The organism is Mycobacterium sp. 1245499.0, assembly GCF_001673615.1.
Taxonomy (GTDB): domain Bacteria; phylum Actinomycetota; class Actinomycetes; order Mycobacteriales; family Mycobacteriaceae; genus Mycobacterium; species Mycobacterium europaeum_A.
Genome location: NZ_LZMG01000169.1, coordinates 1 through 17,650, shown reverse-complemented (window position 1 = coordinate 17,650; position 17,650 = coordinate 1). Strand labels below are relative to the sequence as shown.

Below are 17,650 nucleotides of genomic sequence, written 5' to 3'. Positions count from 1 at the left end.
CGCGTTTCACGCGCTCATCGCCCGGCGCTTGGGTTGATGGGCGCCGGCTCTCTTCGCGCGTTTCACGCGCTCATCGCCCGGCGCTTGGGTTGATGGGCGCCGGCTCTCTTCGCGCGTTTCACGCGCTCATCGCCCGGCGCTTGGGTTGATGGGCGCCGGCTCTCTTCGCGCGTTTCACGCGCTCATCGCCCGGCGCCGGGAGGACCCGCGAAGGCCTGAGCTATTCGCAACCAGCGCTGAGCGTCGTCGCCCTCGGCGGTGATGTCGAGCGCGCTCAGCGGGCGTCGTTGGGTGACCAGGTAGCAGAAATCCTCAGCGGACCCGCGGACACTCTGCTCGGCATCGGGCGGCCCCCACGACCAGGTGTCGCCGCCGGGTCCGCGCAGCTCGACCAGGAACGGCTCGGGCGGCGGCGCCAAGTTGTTGACGGCGAAGGCGAAATCGCGGGTGCGGACCCCCAGGTGAGCGATCGACCGCAGGCGTTCAGTCGCCGGCCTCGTCACGCCCAGCGCGTCGGCGACATCGAGGCCGTGCGCCCAGGTCTCCATCAGCCGCGCAGTGGCCATCGATGCCGCACTCATCGGTGGGCCGAACCACGGAAGTTTGCGGCCCGCCTCGACCGTGAGCAGCGCCTCGTGCAGCCGTCCCCGGGTGACCCGCCAGTCGGCGAGCAGTTCGGCGGGCGTCAGGGCCGCCAGTTCTTCGGCGCCTTTGTCGACGAAGCCCGTCGGATCCGCGGCCGCGCCCGCCAACACCTCGGCGAAGCCGGGTTCGTCGGTGACCGCGATCAGCGCGACCCGATCCGTCCACAGCAGGTGGCCGACCTGATGCGCGATGGTCCAGCCGGGCGCTGGAGTCGGATCGGCCCAGCGTTCGGGCGGCAACGGCGCCACCAGCTCGTCGAGCTCGTCGCTTTCGGCACGCAGGTCGTCGACCATGGGCGCGGGACCGGTCATCGGAGCCGCAGACTGTCGGGTACGGCCGTCGGACAAAGCACGTCTGTACCTTAGCGATCGTTCGCTTGCTCGCCGCGGCGCCCGATGACGCCGTGCACGGCCAGCCCGACCAGGTACAGCACCGAGCCGAACAGCGCGAACGCGGGCGCGTGCCCGTCATCGGGAATCAAGATGCCGGCCACCGTGATCGAAACGATGAACGCGACCCAGAACAGCGCGTCCTGCACGGCGAACACGTGCCCGCGAAGGGCGTCGTCGACGTCTATCTGGATCGCGGTGTCGGCGCAGAGCTTGACCATCTGCCCGGTGACGCCGAGCAAGAAGCCGCACGCGACCATCACCGGAACCAACAGCTCGGCGCCGGCGACCTCGATGATCGCCGACGTCGCCAACGCGCCGTTGGCCGTCGCGTAGCGCCCCCACCGGCGTATCGCCGGCGGCGTCAGGACGTTGGCCAGAAAGGCGCCCAGCCCCGCGGCGCCGAAGAACAGTAAGGCCGTGCCGAATCCCCCGCCCTCGAGGTTTGGCATGTGATGGACCAGCAACAACACCAGCAGCGAGTTGATGCCGACGACCATCCGGTGGGCGGCCAGGCCGGACAGGGTGGCGGCGACCGTAGGGCGCTGTGCGACCGTGCGCGCACCGTGCAGCCAACCGGTGATCACCGCATAGATGACCGGCCCGTGGATCGCCCGCCAGGTGTCGTCGGGGCCCAGCACCCGGGCACCGAACCGCCACGACAGCAGCAGCGCGATCGACACCGGAACCGCGGTGATGAACACGATCGCCGACGCGCCCTTGTCGCTGGCGCCGAAGATGAAGCGGGGCACCAGCATGAAGTTCGCGCCGAAGAACGCCGCGATGGCCCCGCACGCGGTGGCGACCGAATTCATGGTCACCACCTGCTCGCGCGGCACCACATGCGGCAACGACGCCGACAGGCCCGACCCGACGAACCGGGCCAAACCGTTGGCGAACAGCGCACCCAGCAACAGCGGCAGGTCACCAGCGCGTACCGCCAGGATGGTGCCGATTGCGGCGATCAGGATCAGCCGGCCGATGTTGGCGCCGACCAGCACCAGCCGCCGGTCCCAACGGTCCATCAGCGCGCCGGCGAACGGGCCCAGCAGCGAATACGGCAGAAACAGAACCGTGAAGGCGCGCGCGATGGAAAGCGGATCCGCGGCCCGGTCCGGGTTGAACAGCAGCGCCCCGGCCAGCGCCGCCTGAAACAAGCCGTCGCCGAACTGGCTCGCCACGCGCACCTGCAACAGGCGCCAGAAATCGGGCAAACCGCGCACCGACCGCCAAATCTCGACGGGTGCGCTGGACTGCATCCGGGTGGGGATCACCGAAACCGACTTCCAGGATTGGGGTTGGCAAAGCTCGCGCGATCAGAGCGGTCCCAACCACAGTACAAATCTCCGGGGCCTACCCCAGCGATTGCCCTGGGCCACGATGCACCGGATGCGATGATGGTGTGGTGCCCCCGCAGGAGGATCCAGAGGACTACGTAGCACCCGCCGCGCAACGGGTGCGCGCGGGCACTTTGCTGCTCGCCAACACCGATCTTCTCGAGCCGACGTTTCGGCGCAGCGTGATCTACATCGTCGAGCACAACGACGGAGGCACGCTGGGTGTCGTGCTCAACCGCTCCAGCGAAACCGCGGTCTACAACGTGTTGCCGCAATGGACCAAGCTCTCGGCCAAGCCAAAGACGATGTTCATCGGCGGACCGGTGAAGCGCGACGCCGCGCTGTGCCTGGCGACGCTGCGCGTTGGCGCCGATCCCGGGGACGTGCCGGGCTTGCGGCACGTGGACGGCCGGGTGGTCATGGTTGATCTGGACGCCGACCCCGAGCTGATCGCGCCGCTGGTCGAAGGGGTGCGGATCTTCGCGGGCTACTCGGGCTGGACTATCGGTCAGCTCGAAGGCGAGATCGAACGCGACGACTGGATTGTGTTGTCCGCCTTGCCATCCGACGTACTGGTCGGACCGAGGTCCGACCTGTGGGGCCAGGTGTTGCGGCGCCAGCCGCTGCCGCTGTCGCTGCTGGCTACCCACCCCATCGACATCAGCCGCAACTAGGGCCGCTCCCCCGGTTTTCGTTCAGGGGCACGACTGCGTGCAGCCGACGCAGCTGCCGGCGCAGGCGGGCGCCGCCGCTTCCTGACGCAGCGCGAAGCGGGCGCTCTGCCACGAGCCCGCGGCCAGCGTTCCCAGCGCGCCCACCACGCACACGATGAGTACCACCAGTGCGGTGTCCGGGACGGCGGCCATGGCGACCGCGCCGCCGGCGGCCAACATCACCGCCGCCGCCAACTGGGTCGGCGCCATCGCGCGCAGCGCCAACGCAGTGGCACCGACGTTTTGGTTGTGCGCCAGCGACCAGGTGCCGAACCCCGCCGAGGCCACCGCCGCACACATGCACAGCACGCCCGCAATCAGCATGGGGTCACAATACGAGCCGGGTGACCGACCCGCGAATCCGGCTCGGCGAGGCGTCCTCAGTGCTGCAGGAACGAGAAGTTCGGCAGCGGGGGCAGGCCCGGCACCATGGCCAGCAGGCTGGGAGCGTGCTGCTGGGTCAACGTCGGCGTTTGCGCGGGCAGTCCGACGGGAGCCGCCGGCGCGGTCTGGGCGAGCGGTACCAGCGGCGCCGCGCCGGGCGCCGGAGCGACCGGAGCCACGGGAGCCGTAACCGGTGCCGGGGCGACCGGGGCCACGGGAGCCGCGGCCGGCGCCGGGGCGACCGGGGCGGCGGCGGGCGCCTGAGCCGGCAATCCCACCGGCGACGCGGCGGGTGCCTGGGCCGGGGCCGGCGCGGTCGCACCGGGTGCGCTCACCCGGAATCCGTTGACGATGGCGTCGGTGGCCGGTGCGTCGGCGACACTCACCGCGCGATCGGTGGTCACCGCCAGCGACACGAGGTAGTTGTCGTGCCCCGACGTGGCGATGACGTGGCGCCGCGACGTGTTGAGGGTGAGGTCACCGTCGCGGTACGTGCCCTCGACGATCGACGACGGGAAGCCGCCGAAGTCGGTCATCGCCGCGTTGGTCGGCTGCCACGCCGGAAGCTTCTGGCTGTCGACGTAACCGTGGGTGATGGCCTCCCTCGGATCGAAGGCGCCGACCAGTTTGTACACCACGACCTGCGCGTTCGAGGAATAGATACTGCTGCCCTGCCGGTCGGCGATCACCGCGAACGCATCGGGCACGTTGGGATCGGGCACCTGGGTCCAGCGGGCGGGCACCGGCAGGGTGATGTCGAGCGCCTTGAAGCCCTGCGGCTTCTGCGGCTCGAACTTCACGCCCTTGGACTGCAGGAATTCGCGGATCGTTCCCGATGTCGCGGGAGCCGGAGCCGGCGCCGCCGGTGTGACCGCGGCCGGGGCCGTCGTTCCGGGGGCCGTGGCGGTAGCCGGCGGGACGATCTGGTTGCCGGCGGGCGGGGCCGCGAGATATCTGCTCGGCGGCACCAGCTCGGGCCCGAGGTTCTGCGGTGCCGGCGCGGGAACCGCGGGGACGGGCGCAGGCGCTGGGGGCAACGGGTCTGCCGATGCCGTGCCGCCCGCAACAACCGCCAGGCCCATCAGGCCAGCGACCATACCGCCGAGGAGTGCCCGGTGGACGGGGACGATCTCAATCATCTGCGTCGGTCCTTCCAATGGCTGCCTACCAGAAGCCGTCGATAGGGGCTGACTGTAACTAGAGGTCAAAGGCGGTGAATAGGCTCGAAACACACCTGGGATGAACCTCTGATCGGCGCGCAACGGAACCGAGACCAACCTGTGGCCGGCGTACTCGCCGTGTCGCCCTTATACCCTGTTCAGGTGACCGACTCCCCGACCACCTCGCCGGCAAGCAACTCCGGCGCCGCCACGCCCGACTCCGACGCGCCGCCATATCGCTACACGGCGGCGCTGGCGGGTCGCATCGAGGGCGTGTGGCAGGAGAACTGGGCGAAGCTCGGCACCTTCAACGTGCCCAACCCGGTCGGTTCGCTGGCGCCGGAAGACGGATCCCCGGTGCCGGACGACAAGTTGTTCGTGCAGGACATGTTCCCGTACCCGTCGGGGGAGGGCCTGCACGTCGGGCACCCCCTCGGTTACATCGCGACGGACGTGTACGCCCGCTATTTCCGGATGACCGGCCGTAACGTGTTGCATGCGTTGGGGTTCGACGCCTTCGGGCTGCCGGCAGAGCAGTACGCGGTGCAGACCGGCACCCATCCGCGCACCCGGACCGAGGCCAACGTCGTCAATTTCAAGCGCCAGCTGGGACGGCTGGGTCTCGCTCACGACAGCAGGCGCAGCTTCTCCACCACCGACGTCGAGTTCTACAAGTGGACCCAGTGGATCTTTTTGCAGATCTACGACGCCTGGTTCGACACCGCCGCCAACAAGGCCCGTCCCATCGCGGAGCTGGTCGCCGAGTTCGATTCCGGGGCCCGCCGCCTCGAGGACGGCCGGGACTGGGCCGGGCTCTCGGCGGGGGAGCGGGCCGACGTGATCGACGGCCACCGGCTGGTCTACCGGGCCGACTCGATGGTGAACTGGTGCCCCGGTCTGGGCACCGTGCTGGCCAACGAAGAGGTCACCGCCGACGGCCGCAGCGACCGCGGCAACTTCCCGGTGTTCCGGAAACGGTTGCGGCAGTGGATGATGCGAATCACCGCCTACTCTGATCGGTTGCTCGACGACCTCGAAGTGCTGGACTGGCCGGAGCCGGTCAAGACCATGCAGCGCAACTGGATCGGCCGGTCCACCGGTGCCAAGGCGCTGTTCGCGGCGACCAAGGCCGATGGCGAGACGGTCGACATCGAGGTGTTCACCACCCGGCCCGACACGTTGTTCGGCGCTACCTACTTGGTGCTGGCCCCCGAACACGACCTGGTCGACGAGTTGGTCGCCGCCGCCTGGCCGGACGGCACCGACCCGCGCTGGACGTATGGCGCTGAGACGCCCGGTGCGGCCGTCGCCGCTTACCGGCAGGCGATCGGGTCGAAGTCAGACCTCGAACGTCAGGAGAGCAAGGCGAAGACCGGTGTCTTCCTGGGCAGCTACGCCGCCAACCCCACCAACGGCAAACCGGTGCCGATCTTCATCGCCGACTACGTGCTGGCCGGGTACGGCACCGGGGCCATCATGGCGGTTCCGGGCCACGACCAGCGCGACTGGGACTTCGCCCACGAGTTCGGCTTGCCCATCGTGGAAGTCATTGCCGGCGGCGACATTTCGGAGGCGGCCTACGCCGGTGACGGGGTGCTGGTCAACTCCGGCTACCTCGACGGTCTGGATGTGGCCGCGGCCAAGGAAAAGATCACCGCACGCCTGGAGGCCGAAGGCCGCGGCTGGGCGCGCGTCGAATTCAAGCTGCGCGACTGGCTTTTCGCGCGCCAGCGGTATTGGGGCGAACCGTTCCCCATCGTCTACGACGCCGACGGCCGTGCGCACGCACTCGACGAGGCCGCACTGCCGGTCGAACTGCCCGACGTGCCGGATTACTCACCCGTGCTGTTCGATCCCGACGACGCCGACAGCGAGCCCTCACCGCCGCTGGCCAAGGCCACCGAATGGGTGCACGTCGAGCTGGATCTGGGCGACGGCCTGAAGCCCTACACCCGGGACACCAACGTGATGCCGCAGTGGGCCGGCAGCTCCTGGTACGAACTGCGCTACACGGATCCGCACAACTCGGAGCGGTTCGCCGCCTTGGAAAACGAGGCCTACTGGATGGGTCCGCGCCCGGCCGAGCACGGGCCGCAGGATCCCGGTGGTGTCGACTTGTACGTCGGCGGCGCCGAACACGCGGTGTTGCACCTGCTGTATGCGCGGTTCTGGCACAAGGTCTTGTACGACCTGGGCCATGTGAGCTCTCGTGAGCCCTATCGCCGGCTGGTCAACCAGGGCTACATCCAGGCCTTCGCCTACACCGACGCGCGAGGGTCGTACGTGCCGGCCGAAGAGGTGGTCGAGCGGGACGGTCGTTTCGTCTATCCGGGGCCCGGGGGAGAGGTCGAAGTCTTCCAGGAGTTCGGCAAAATCGGTAAGAGCCTGAAGAATTCGATCTCACCCGACGAGATCTGCGACGACTACGGCGCCGACACCCTGCGGGTTTACGAGATGTCGATGGGCCCGCTGGAAGCGTCCCGGCCCTGGGCCACCAAGGACGTCGTCGGTGCCCACCGGTTCCTGCAGCGGGTGTGGCGCCTGGTCGTCGACGAGCAGACCGGCGACACCCGCGTGGTCGACGGGCCCGCCCAGGAGTTGGCGACCGGCACGCTGCGAGTGCTGCACCGGACCATCGCCGGGGTCGCGGAAGACTATGCGGCACTGCGGAATAACACCGCCGCAGCCAAACTGATCGAATACACCAACCATCTCACCAAGGAGCACCGCGACGCGGTGCCACGCGCGGCGGTCGAGCCGCTGGTGTTGATGTTGGCGCCCTTGGCCCCGCATATGGCCGAGGAGCTGTGGCTGCGCCTGGGTCACGAGACCCCGCTGGCGCACGGTCCGTTCCCGATCGCCGATCCCGCTTTTCTGGTCGACGACACCGTGGAGTACCCGGTCCAGGTCAACGGCAAGGTCCGCGGCCGAGTCGTGGTGGCCGCCGATGCCGATCAGGACACGCTGAAGGCCGCCGCGCTCGCCGATGAAAAGGTCCAGGCGTTCCTGGCGGGCGCCACCCCGCGCAAGGTGATCGTGGTCGCCGGCCGGCTGGTCAACCTGGTCGTCTAGCGCCGACTAGCGCCCGGTGGGTCGCAGCATCAGTTCGTGGACGTGGCCGTCGGGCGGGGTGTTCACCGCATGGACGACCGCGGCCGCGACCGTTTCGGGTTTCAAGAAGTTGGCCGGGTCGTAGCTGCCGCCCTCGAACTCGACGAGTTCGCGCTGCATATCGCTGTCGGTCCGGCCCGGATAGATCGTCGTCACCCGCAACTCCGGTTCGTCGCTGCGCAGCGAATCCGCGAAGGCGCGCAGCGCGAACTTGCTGGCCGAATAGGAAGCCATGCCCCGCGAGGCGGTGCGCCCGGCGCCGGAGTTGATGAACACCACCTGGCCGCGCGCTCGTCGCAGCGCCGGCAGCAGCGCGAGCGTAAGTTCTACCGGCCCAAAGACGTTCACGGCGAAGGTGGCACGCCACTCGTCGATATGCGAGTCGGAAACGCTGCCGGGTATGGCCAATCCGGCGTTGTGCACCAGCACGTCGAGTTCGTCCACGATTTCGCAGGCGGCTTCGATGTCGCCGGAGTCGGTGAGGTCCAGCGGAAAGGTGGTGGCGCCGAGCCGCTCGGCGACCCCGTCGAGCCGATCGGAGGGTCGGCCGGCCAGCAGCAGGGTGTGGGTGGGGGCCAGCGCCGCGGCGATGGCCGAACCGATACCGCCGCCGGCGCCGGTGATGAGTGCATTGGGCATGCCCGGCAGTTTACCGACAGCCGCGATCGCAGGCGGAAACCATTGAGAGGACGGGCTTTTCAGGCTTCCTTGCGCGCGGGCGGCACGCCGGCGGGCCCGGACGTCGGATCGCCGGAGGCCAGCCGTTCCAGCGGCGCCAGCGCCTGCATCAGGGTGTTGAGGTCGGAGGTCGGGAGCTGGCTCAGCATCGCGGCCAGGCTGGCGCGCCGATTGGCCAGCGACTCACCGTGAACGGCCCGCCCCCGTGGCGTGATGTCCACGAGCACCGCTCGCAGGTCGGACGGGTCGCGGGAACGCTTGACCAGCCCGATCTTTTCCAGGCGCCGGATCGCCACGGTCGTGGTGGGGGTTCGCACCCGTTCGTGTGCGGCGAGATCGGTCATTCGAATCGGGCCCTGGTCGAGCAGGGTCACCAGGATCGACAATTGCGCCAGGGTCAGCTCCCCGGCGGCCGCGCCGCTGGGGTCGCCGCGGCGGAGAATCGCAAATAATTTGGACAGCGCCCGGTGCAAACCTTCGGCGAGCTCGGCTACCTCGGCCGGGTTCGTTTCGCTGTCTGCCATAAATCGGGAGTCTATCCCGATATGAGGTGCTTACGAGGGAGCTATTGCCCACCAGTTAGTGGGATCAAAGCACTTGGGACAAAAACCGCTGCAGCCGTTGGGTCTCGGCCGCTTCGAATATCTGCTCGGGCGGTCCAGATTCCACAACCTTGCCGTGATCCATGAACACCACGGCGTCGGACGCCGACCGCGCGAAACCCATTTCGTGGGTTACCACAACCATTGTCATGCCATCGGCGCCGAGGTCGGCAATGAGTTGCAGTATTCCTTTGACCATTTCCGGATCCAGCGCCGAGGTCGCCTCGTCGAAAAACATCACCTGGGGAGCCATCGCCAACGCGCGCGCGATCGCCACCCGCTGTTGTTGGCCGCCGGACAGCATGCTGGGGCGTGCAGCGGCCTTGTGCTTCAGGCCAACTCGGTCCAGTTGTGCCATCGCCAGGTCGCGCGCCTCGTCGGCGGGCAGGCGGCGCAACTTCCGCGGCGCCATCGCCACGTTGTCCAGCACGCTGCGGTGCGGGAACAGGTTGAAATGCTGGAACACCATGCCGATCCGCTGGCGGAGCTCGTTGGGATCGTCGCGCAGCACCGACCTGCCGTCCAACAGAATGTCGCCGCTGTCAGGCTCATACAGGCGGTTGAGCGTGCGCAGCAGTGTCGACTTGCCCGAGCCGGATGGCCCGATGATCGCCACGGTGCTGCCGGCGGGTGCCTCGATGTCGACGCCGCGCAGCACCTTGCTCCCGCCCAGAGTTTGGTGAACGTCGTTGGCCGCCAGCGACACTGACGCACGCCCGTGGATGCCGGAGGTCACGTGATCTCCTGGCCGAACGTCGTCACGAGCATGTCGGCATCGTCTGCTGGCGCGGCGGCCCGTCGTCCGCGGCGAAGGCGGTTGTCGATGTAGTTGACCAAATGCGTTAGCGGAATGGTCAATAGCAGGTAGAAGAGGCCGGCGGCCACCAACGGTGACAGGCTGCCGGTTTGGGCGTTGAGATCCCGTCCCACCTGGAACAGCTCTCGCTGATCGGCGATCAGGCCGAGGAAGTACACCAGCGCGGAGGCCTTCAGCAACCCGATGGCCTGATTGACCAGGGCGGGCAGGACGCGCCGGATTCCCTGCGGTACCACCACCAGCCGCATCGCGGTGACGTAGCTGAAGCCAAGGGCCCGGGACGCTTCCAGTTGTCCCGGGTCGACGCTTTGGATCCCGGAGCGCAGGATCTCGCCGATGTAGGCGGCGGCCATCAGTCCCAGTGCGGCGATGCCGAGCGGGTACGGGTTTTTGTTGGTCAGGCCGCTGACCAATGGGCCGATGCCCATCCCGATGAGCAGGATGATCACCACTTCGGGCAGGCCGCGGAAGATGTCGGTGTACACCCGCGCCGGCCAGCGCAGCCAGCGCCGGTGTGAGATTCCGGCCATCGCGAGCACCATGCCGAACACCAGACCGATCGCGAGGGCGCTGTTGGTCAGGATCAGGGTGTTGGGCAACCCGGTGGTGAACAACATCGGGATCGCTTGCCGGTACATGTCCCAGTCGAAGAACGAATCACCCAGCTGGGCCAGTGGTGATTTCGGGGCGGGCGGCCCCGCCGATGAGCGGTGTCGTTTGGCGATCGCGGCGAAGTCCGGCAACTGGGGGAGGGGTGCGGCTTTGGAGCCGGGTTTCCAGCCGGGCGGCAGCGACCGCGGCACCCACTGGCTGTACAGGTGCGCCCAGGTGCCGTCGGCGATGACGGCGTCCAGCCCGGAATTGAGCGCGTCGATCAACGGCTTGTTGCTCTGAGCGACCGCGTAAGCCACGAAATTGCCTGGGCTGTAGGTGTTTGCGGTGACAACCGCCGGATCGCCCGGGCGAATGACGGTCGCCGCGAGGGTTCCCGGCGCCACCCACGCATCGATCTGGCGGCTCTTGAGGCTCGCGTACAAGGTGGCGAAGCCGGGGTACTTCACCGGTTGCAGGTGCAGGACGTCGACGACGTACGACTCCTCGACGGTGCCCTGCACGACGCCGATGCGTTGGCCGGCCGCGAGGTCGCTGAATTTATGGATGGCGGACCCGGGCGGCACCACCAGCGAATAGAAGCCGAAGTCGTAGCCGTTGGTGAACGAAACCGTGCGCCGCCGGGCGTCGGTGGCTTTCACCGCTGCCGAACCGACGTCGAAGCGCCGCGACGCCACCTGGGCCAGCAGCGCGGAGAAGTCGGTGCTGACGAAGCGGACCTGCAGACCCAGCTTGTCGGCGATGGCGCGCAGCAGTTGGTTGTCGAAGCCGCTGAACTCGCCGGTGGGGTTGATGCAGATGTTGGGTGGGGCGTCCGACAGCGTGCCGACCGTCAGTACTCCCGGCACCCCGAGGCCCAAGGCGCCGGCGTCGACCGCGCCGAGTGGCTCGACCGACGCCGTCGTGTCGCGGTCGTCCTCACCGGTGGTCGGGTTGTCGGTCACGTCCTTGGGCAGGGCCCGGGCGCTCTCCACCCCGGCCGGCGCGCATTGATTCCAGTCCGCGGCAGCGGGCGGCATCGGTCCGGCCAGCGCGAGCCCGCAAACCATGAGAATTGTCGCGGCCAGGGCGAAGGCCCTTCCGCGGCGCTTGGTGTGCCGGCCCACGCGCAAACTCATCAGTGTCACCGTAACGATTGAACGGCGACGCGGCCCGGTCAGCGTCGGTTCTACAGCGCCAGCGACGCTTCGCCGCAGATCGTGTCGGCGTCGGCGATTACCTGCAGTGGCCCGGCGACGACCCGGCTGACATCGTCGGGTGGTGTGAAGACCCGCCGCCGGTACAGTTCGGCGAGCATGGTCTGGGCCATCAGGTAGGAACGGTCGACGCACGCCGCCCGCGCGGCTTCGGGGTCACGCCGGTGTATTGCCGAGGTCTCATCCTCGTAGAACGGCAGCATCTCGTCGCGCCCGCCCTGATAGGTGGTCCAAAAGAGGCGGGGGATGAGGTTCTGTGAGGCGCGGATGGTGGCGTGCAGACGCGGTCCGGCGTACTCGTCGTTGACGGTGCGCCGATACTCGGCCGCGATGTCGGTGAAGGCGCGCGAATCCTTGGCGGTGCGCAGCGAGCGCATGAGCGAATCCAGCTGTCCGATGATCCGCGGCGTGGGATTGGTGGCCGCGCGTGCGGACGCAATCCCATTGAGCAGCCCGTCGAGCTCGTGATGCTCGAGGACGGTGGCTTCATCGAACCTCTCGACGAAGGCGCCTCGGTGGTAACGCGTGGACACAATGCCGTCGTGTTCGAGTTGGACCAACGCCTCTTGAATGGGCACCCGGCTCACTCCGAGGCCCAGTGCAATTTCGTTGCGGTCGACGCGGTCCCCGCTGCGCAGCTTTCCGGTCAACAACAGGTGGAGAATGTGCGAAACAACCAGGTCCTTTTCTTTGACCCCGTATTTCTTCGGCATCGTTTTGTTGCGTCTCTTTCCCACCGGGTTTGACCATCTGGCGGTGAGAGTTTCTCATGAATTGCCGCGCGTGTTTCGGCGTTTGGCCAATGAACCTGGGGCGAACGCGGCGCGGCCGGTTTAACGACTATTGCGCCACTTGCATAGCGCTTCGGCGGCGGTCAGGTCGTAGTCCGGGCCGTTGACGCCCACGGTCAGCAGCGTGACCCCCAGCGCGGTGAGGCCTTCGGCGTTGGCGATCAACCCGTCGAGGCCCTCGCCGCGACGAACTCCGCTGTTGTCCTCGACGCCGGCCGACCTCTCGATGGTGGACGGGTCGCGCCCGACGGCCGCGCAATGCTCTTCCAGCACGGCGGCCGCCGCCGGGTAGGTGTCGACGGTGGTGAAGCCGTGCCAGATGTCGCCGTACTCCGCGACCATCCGCAGGGTCTTCCGCGGGCCCTTACCGCCGATGAGGATCGGGATGTCGCGGGTGGGAGCCGGGTTCAGTTTGGTCAGCCGACTTTGGATCCGGGGCAGTGCGGTCGCCAGGTCGTCCAGGCGGCTGCCCGCGGTGCCGAATTCGTAGCCGTACTCGTCGTAGTCCCTTTGTTTCCAACCCGAACCGATACCCAGGATGAGCCGGCCGTCGGAAATGTGGTCGACGGTGCGGGCCATATCGGCCAGCAGCTCCGGATTCCGATAGGAGTTGCAGGTCACCAGCGCGCCGATCTGAATGCGCGAGGTCTGCTCGGCCCAGGCGCCGAGCATCGTCCAGCATTCGAAGTGTGCGCCGTCGGGGTCGCCGTAGAGCGGAAAGAAGTGGTCCCAGTTGAAGGCGATGTCGACGCCGATGTCCTCGCAGCGGCGCACCGCGTCGCGGATCTGGCCGTACTGGGGAGCGTGTTGCGGCTGTAGCTGGACACCGATGCGGATTCCGAACTCAGAGGTCATGGGACCACCGTAGGCTCAGCGCGCGTCGAGCACCCCACGCAGGATGTCGATCAGCGCGCGCGGCTGGTCACTCTGCACGGAGTGGCCCGAATTCTCCACGACGTGCGTCGAGCGGAAATGCCTTGCGCGACGGGCAAGTTCGGCCGCGTCCTCGTCGCTGACGAATCCCGATGAGCCACCGCGCACCAACGTCACGGGCGCGGACAAGGCGTCGACATCGTCCCACAGCCCGGCGAAATCGGGGAAGGTGCGGATGGCGTCGTAGCGCCACGTCCAGTTGCCGTTGTCCAGCTTGCGCGAGTTGTGAAAGACGCCGCGGCGCAGCGCCTTCACCTCGCGGTGCGGCGCGGCGGCGACCGTCAAGTCGAGCATGGCCTGGAAGCTCGGGAACTCGCGTTCCCCGTGCATCAGCGCCACGGTGCCCTGCTGCTCCTTGGTCATCTCGGAATGCCGTTGCAGCGCCGACGGAGTGACGTCGATCAGCACAAGCTCATCGACCAGCTCGGGCGCCACCGCGCCCACCCGGATCGCCGTCAGCCCGCCCAGCGACATGCCGACGACGAGGTCGGCGGAGGCCGCATGCTCGTGCAGGATCGGCAGCAGGGCGTCGGCGTTGCGCTGCGGGGAGTAGTCGGCGTCCTCGCGCCAGGCGGAGTGGCCGTGGCCGGGCAGGTCGACCGCCAGGGCGGGCTCGCCGAGGCCGACGATGATGGTGTCCCAGGTGTGCGCGTTCTGCCCGCCGCCGTGCAGGAACACGATCCGCGGGGCGGTGCTGCCCCAGCGCAGCGCGCTGATCCGGGCTTCGCCCGTGCCGGACTCGACCCGCTCGCCGTCGGGCAGCGGGCCGGAGACCCCGGCCTGCTCGGCGTTTTCGGACAGCAGCGAGAATTCGGAAAGCCCGGCCAGTTCGTCTTCGGAGATCTCGGTCACGATCTTTGACCCTAGACCCGGCGTCTAGGGGCGGGCCGCCACCACCGGGCTAGAGGACGTAACGGCGGCGAATGCCGTGGAAGCGTTCCCACATCGCGGCGGCGCGCTGCGATGCGCCCACCATGGCGGTGTCCACGGGCAGGGCGCCGAGCAGGTCGGCGTGCTTGACCACCCGGGTGTCCAGCACGGCGGGCTCGCCCTCGAGCATGTGCCGGTAGGTCAGGTTGCCGCGCTCGAAGCCCTGGGTGTCCAGCCAGTTGTGCACGCCGGGATCACGGTGAGCCATAACCAGCCGGATCCGGCCGTCGTGGTCGATCTTGGTGCGGCTCGGCGTATAGCTCACCGGCCGGTACAGGTAATCCATGCTGTTGAAGAAGACGCCCATGTTGGTGAACATCCACAGCCCGTCGTGCGCAGCGAATTCGACGATCAGCGCCTCGTCGGGCGCCAGCTCCCAATACATGTTGGCGGCGGCGCGCCCGCGCTTGCTGTCGGCGTCGGTCGCTCCGACACGCGGGAAGGCGTTCGGGTGCTCGGCATCGACACCCCCGTATTTGAACGGGAACTCGGGCCAATCGGACATCAGGCCGGTGACGAAATCACCGGCCCAGCTCATCGCCTCGACCATGTCGGCGGGCGTGGGCAACGGCTTAGGGGAGTCCATGTCGACGCGTTCGATGCGAAGCTGCGCCGGCGACTCATCCCAGCGGTCAAAACCCTGCCGGATGAATAACTTTCGTGACTCCGGCGTGGTCGGCAGCCAGTTCGGCCCGCGCTCCGGGCCGCCGATGTACAGCTCGAATCGCCCGTCGCCGCCGACGTCGAGTTGATGGCCGAGCAGGTTGGCCTGTGGGGTGTCGCCGAACGGTTCGTGCAAGACGCCCGGGCCGGGTGTGCGCCGCCCTTGGACGGTGACGTTGAAAAACCGCGAGGTGCCGCGGGTGCCGGTCAGCCGATAGGTCGACTGCCCGTCGATCCAGGCTTGTTGATAGGTGAAGTCGGCGCAGTCGCCGCCGAGCTTGCGGGTCGGGCCGCAGAAGGTGTGCAGCACCGGGTAACCGGTGTCGCGGGTTTCGAGGGCCAGATCGAAGGCCTGGCCGAGGTTCTGCGTGAGGAACCGGTAGGCGTCAACGCGCTGCAGCGCGGCGGCGGGGTTGACGTCTTTGAAGACCTGTTCGCCCGCGCGTTGCAGCCGGGCGCAGAAATCGGTCCACGCCGATTGCAGCGCCGCGTCGTCGGAGCCTTCGCCGAAACCCATTGTCACGCACCCAATCTCTGCAGCATCGCCCCGATGACGTCGCACGCTCGTCGCGCGGACTGCAGGCGGCCCTGCGCTTCGATGCGGGGACCGATCAGTTCCAGGTCGAATCCATGTGCATAGCCGCCGGCCAGCGCCTGGGCGACGAACGCTTCGATTGGAATCGCGCCGTCGCCCGGCACCGCGCGACCCGGCAGCGCGCGGTCGCCCAGCACGTAGTCGCTGAGCTGGATGAGCTCGGTTCGTGGCAATGCCCGCTGCACCATTGCCTCGAAATCGCCCTCCGCCCAGCAGTGGAACAGCTCGATGCAGACGCCGAGCCCGCTCATCTCGGCCAGGGCGACGGTATCGCGCAGGGTGTGGGCGAGATGAATGTCGGCGTAGAGGCTCGACGCGTTCTCGATCGCCAGCGCCACGCCCGCCTGCTTCGCGTGCTCCACGCAGGGTGCGATCATGGCGCAGAAGCGATCGGCGGCGTGCTGCCAGGCCAGTGCGCCCCGACCCCCGGTCAACATGTAGATCACGCGCGCCCCTACCGCGGCCGCGGCGTCGATCACCGTCAGCAGCGCGTCGCGCGCCACCTCTGCGCGGGTGTCCAGCCGGCCATCACCGAAGATGTGGCAGACCGCCTCAACCGTATAGTCGTTGCGCTGCAGAAGCTTTGGAAGTTGCGGATCAAGGACCTGGCTGTCCAGGATGCTCAGCCGCGACACTCCCAGCGCCGCCCAGTGGGCCTCCAGCGTGGTCAGCGGCTCGCCGTAGAAGGTGACGCTGTGCACCGACAGCCGTTTGTGCGTCGCCGCCATGTCAGCCGCGGTTCTCGATCTGGACGCCGAATCGCTCACGGAAGGGCCGGAATTCGGCGTGCAGCGCATCGAGGTCTTCGCCGATGTCGGTCAGCAGTTGCGTGGAGTAGCGGAATTTGCCGTATCGGTCGCCGCGGTTGTGGGCCAGGTAGTCGCGCATGGCGGATTCGGCTTCGGGTGTGACCCGACGTCCGGCGAATGCGTAGTAGCGCTGCACCGTCGCAATCTGATCGGCAATGAAATCGGTGTACCGGATGTGCAGGATGCGCGGGTTGTCGACCCAGGGGTTGCTCATCGTGTTGGCGACGCTGGCGCGGGTCAGCTCCAGGTGCATCTTGGCCAAGGCGTGCAGGTCGACGGGACCGACCATGCCCTCGGCGATGTCGGCCATCATCATGGTGCGCGATGCGGCGACCTGAACCGGGTCGCGGTGCAGCCAGACCAGGGTGGCGTCGGGGTAGGTGTCGAACATCTCCTTGAGGCGGAATCCGTGGAAACCCTTCAGCACCCAGTACTTTCGCGGGCGGGCGTACTGCAGTTGTTGCAGCATGGCCTTGTGTAACCGGTATTGTGCGGCCGGGTCGGTGGCCAGTCCGCCGACCAGCGACTGCATGGGCACCCGCCACCACGCGGTGGGGGTCATCACCCGAAAGTCGAACGCCCAGGTTCGTTCGTCTTCGGGCAGCCCGTCGCCCAGCATGTCGTTGTAAGGGTGACTGTGCAGCCATTTCGGCATCTTGGCGTTGATCTCACGCCAGTCGGCGTCGGCCCGCGCCCGGCGGTCGTCATCGGGCGCGGCCAGGCCCGGCGGCGGTGACGGGTACATCACCTCCCAGAAGCGCAGTGCGCGGGCGTTCGGGTCAACCGACATCAGGGCGTGCATAAGCGTTGTCCCCGAGCGTGGTTCGCCGGTGACGAACATCGGCGACTCGATCACTTCGGCGCCGATCGGGTAGCGGTTGCGGTCCTCGATGAGCTCCAGGCGCGACGTCAGCAGCCAGCGACACACCTGCGCGGCCTCGAAACGGCCGTCGGCATCCATGCCCAGGCCGTTGAGGTGGTCGACGGCCACGGCGAAGCGTTCCGGCAGGGTGGGGTCGCCGTAGTCGCGCAACCCGGTTTCGGCCTCGGCGGCGGCGAGCATCTCTGCGGCGTCCAGACGTGCAGTCACGACGGGCCTCCGCAGAGGCGCACCAGCTCATCCTCGGCCGCAAGGACATTCGCGGCCGAAGCCTGTGCGTATTTCAACCCGGCCATGGCGCCGTAGTCGAGTATTTTCGGCACGCGCAGGCCCGAGATGGTGCTGGCCGTCGTGCCGCATGGCACACCGAAAGAGGTCGCCAAGATCGTCAAGACCTACGTGGAC

The 17,650-nt window shown here is 67.9% G+C and carries 15 protein-coding genes and 2 pseudogenes; 2 read left to right on the top strand and 15 right to left on the bottom strand.

The genetic code is table 11. The annotated features are described in order from the left end of the window. Nucleotides 1-182 precede the first annotated feature (182 nt). Nucleotides 183-956, bottom strand: coding sequence for a TIGR03084 family metal-binding protein (locus tag A5646_RS09600; RefSeq protein WP_066861726.1), 774 nt, complete (start codon nt 954-956; stop codon nt 183-185). Nucleotides 957-1,006: 50 nt separating this feature from the next. After that, nucleotides 1,007-2,339 (bottom strand): annotated as a pseudogene (locus tag A5646_RS09595) (MFS transporter). A 97-nt stretch (nt 2,340-2,436) separates the two neighbouring features. Here A5646_RS09595 and A5646_RS09590 point away from each other — a divergent pair. Next, entirely contained in the window at nt 2,437-3,045 is a 609-nt protein-coding gene (locus tag A5646_RS09590) for a YqgE/AlgH family protein (RefSeq protein WP_156748789.1), read from the top strand. Nucleotides 3,046-3,066: 21 nt separating this feature from the next. On the opposite strand, the gene A5646_RS09585 is transcribed toward A5646_RS09590, so the two are convergent. After that, nucleotides 3,067-3,408 (bottom strand): hypothetical protein, encoded by a 342-nt coding sequence (locus A5646_RS09585; protein WP_066861720.1) that lies wholly within the window; start codon nt 3,406-3,408, stop codon nt 3,067-3,069. A gap of 56 nt (nt 3,409-3,464) precedes the next feature. Continuing rightward, nucleotides 3,465-4,607, bottom strand: a complete 1,143-nt coding sequence (locus tag A5646_RS09580) for an LpqN/LpqT family lipoprotein (RefSeq protein WP_066878929.1) — start codon at nt 4,605-4,607, stop codon at nt 3,465-3,467. Between the two features lie 183 nt (nt 4,608-4,790). Here A5646_RS09580 and leuS point away from each other — a divergent pair, with 183 nt between their 5' ends. Beyond that, the gene (gene leuS / locus A5646_RS09575; RefSeq protein WP_067021409.1) at nt 4,791-7,700 is read left to right on the top strand and encodes a leucine--tRNA ligase; all 2,910 of its coding nucleotides are present in this window, start codon (nt 4,791-4,793) and stop codon (nt 7,698-7,700) included. Nucleotides 7,701-7,706: 6 nt separating this feature from the next. Here the strand turns inward: leuS and A5646_RS09570 are convergent, their stop codons facing one another. The 11 genes and pseudogenes from A5646_RS09570 to A5646_RS09520 all read right to left on the bottom strand — a co-directional run. Continuing rightward, complete coding sequence (locus A5646_RS09570) at nt 7,707-8,378, bottom strand: SDR family oxidoreductase (protein ID WP_066861714.1); 672 nt, start codon at nt 8,376-8,378, stop codon at nt 7,707-7,709. Between the two features lie 59 nt (nt 8,379-8,437). Next, nucleotides 8,438-8,941: a MarR family winged helix-turn-helix transcriptional regulator gene (locus tag A5646_RS09565; protein WP_066861711.1), complete on the bottom strand. Its 504-nt coding sequence runs from the start codon at nt 8,939-8,941 to the stop codon at nt 8,438-8,440. 64 nt (nt 8,942-9,005) lie between these two features. Beyond that, nucleotides 9,006-9,755, bottom strand: a complete 750-nt coding sequence (locus A5646_RS09560; protein ID WP_066861708.1) for an amino acid ABC transporter ATP-binding protein — start codon at nt 9,753-9,755, stop codon at nt 9,006-9,008. Then, complete coding sequence (locus A5646_RS09555) at nt 9,752-11,566, bottom strand: ABC transporter substrate-binding protein/permease (RefSeq protein ID WP_067021407.1); 1,815 nt, start codon at nt 11,564-11,566, stop codon at nt 9,752-9,754. Before A5646_RS09555 ends, A5646_RS09560 begins: the two co-directional genes overlap by 4 nt. A gap of 50 nt (nt 11,567-11,616) precedes the next feature. Further along, nucleotides 11,617-12,357, bottom strand: a complete 741-nt coding sequence (locus A5646_RS09550) for a GntR family transcriptional regulator (RefSeq protein ID WP_066861701.1) — start codon at nt 12,355-12,357, stop codon at nt 11,617-11,619. Nucleotides 12,358-12,477: 120 nt separating this feature from the next. Beyond that, nucleotides 12,478-13,290 (bottom strand): LLM class F420-dependent oxidoreductase, encoded by an 813-nt coding sequence (locus tag A5646_RS09545; RefSeq protein WP_066861697.1) that lies wholly within the window; start codon nt 13,288-13,290, stop codon nt 12,478-12,480. Between the two features lie 15 nt (nt 13,291-13,305). Further along, complete coding sequence (locus A5646_RS09540; RefSeq protein ID WP_067021405.1) at nt 13,306-14,220, bottom strand: alpha/beta fold hydrolase; 915 nt, start codon at nt 14,218-14,220, stop codon at nt 13,306-13,308. A gap of 49 nt (nt 14,221-14,269) precedes the next feature. Beyond that, nucleotides 14,270-15,478 (bottom strand): DUF1214 domain-containing protein, encoded by a 1,209-nt coding sequence (locus tag A5646_RS09535; RefSeq protein ID WP_067021403.1) that lies wholly within the window; start codon nt 15,476-15,478, stop codon nt 14,270-14,272. A gap of 2 nt (nt 15,479-15,480) precedes the next feature. Then, nucleotides 15,481-16,284, bottom strand: coding sequence for a sugar phosphate isomerase/epimerase (locus A5646_RS09530; protein ID WP_066861687.1), 804 nt, complete (start codon nt 16,282-16,284; stop codon nt 15,481-15,483). Nucleotide 16,285: 1 nt separating this feature from the next. Then, nucleotides 16,286-17,455 carry a sulfotransferase gene (locus tag A5646_RS09525; RefSeq protein ID WP_067021401.1) on the bottom strand — a complete coding sequence of 390 codons (1,170 nt, stop codon included), beginning with the start codon at nt 17,453-17,455 and terminating at the stop codon, nt 16,286-16,288. After that, a pseudogene (locus A5646_RS09520) lies at nt 17,452-17,580 on the bottom strand (LLM class flavin-dependent oxidoreductase); the annotation flags it as partial. The pseudogene A5646_RS09520 and the gene A5646_RS09525, both read right to left, overlap by 4 nt. Nucleotides 17,581-17,650 lie beyond the last annotated feature (70 nt).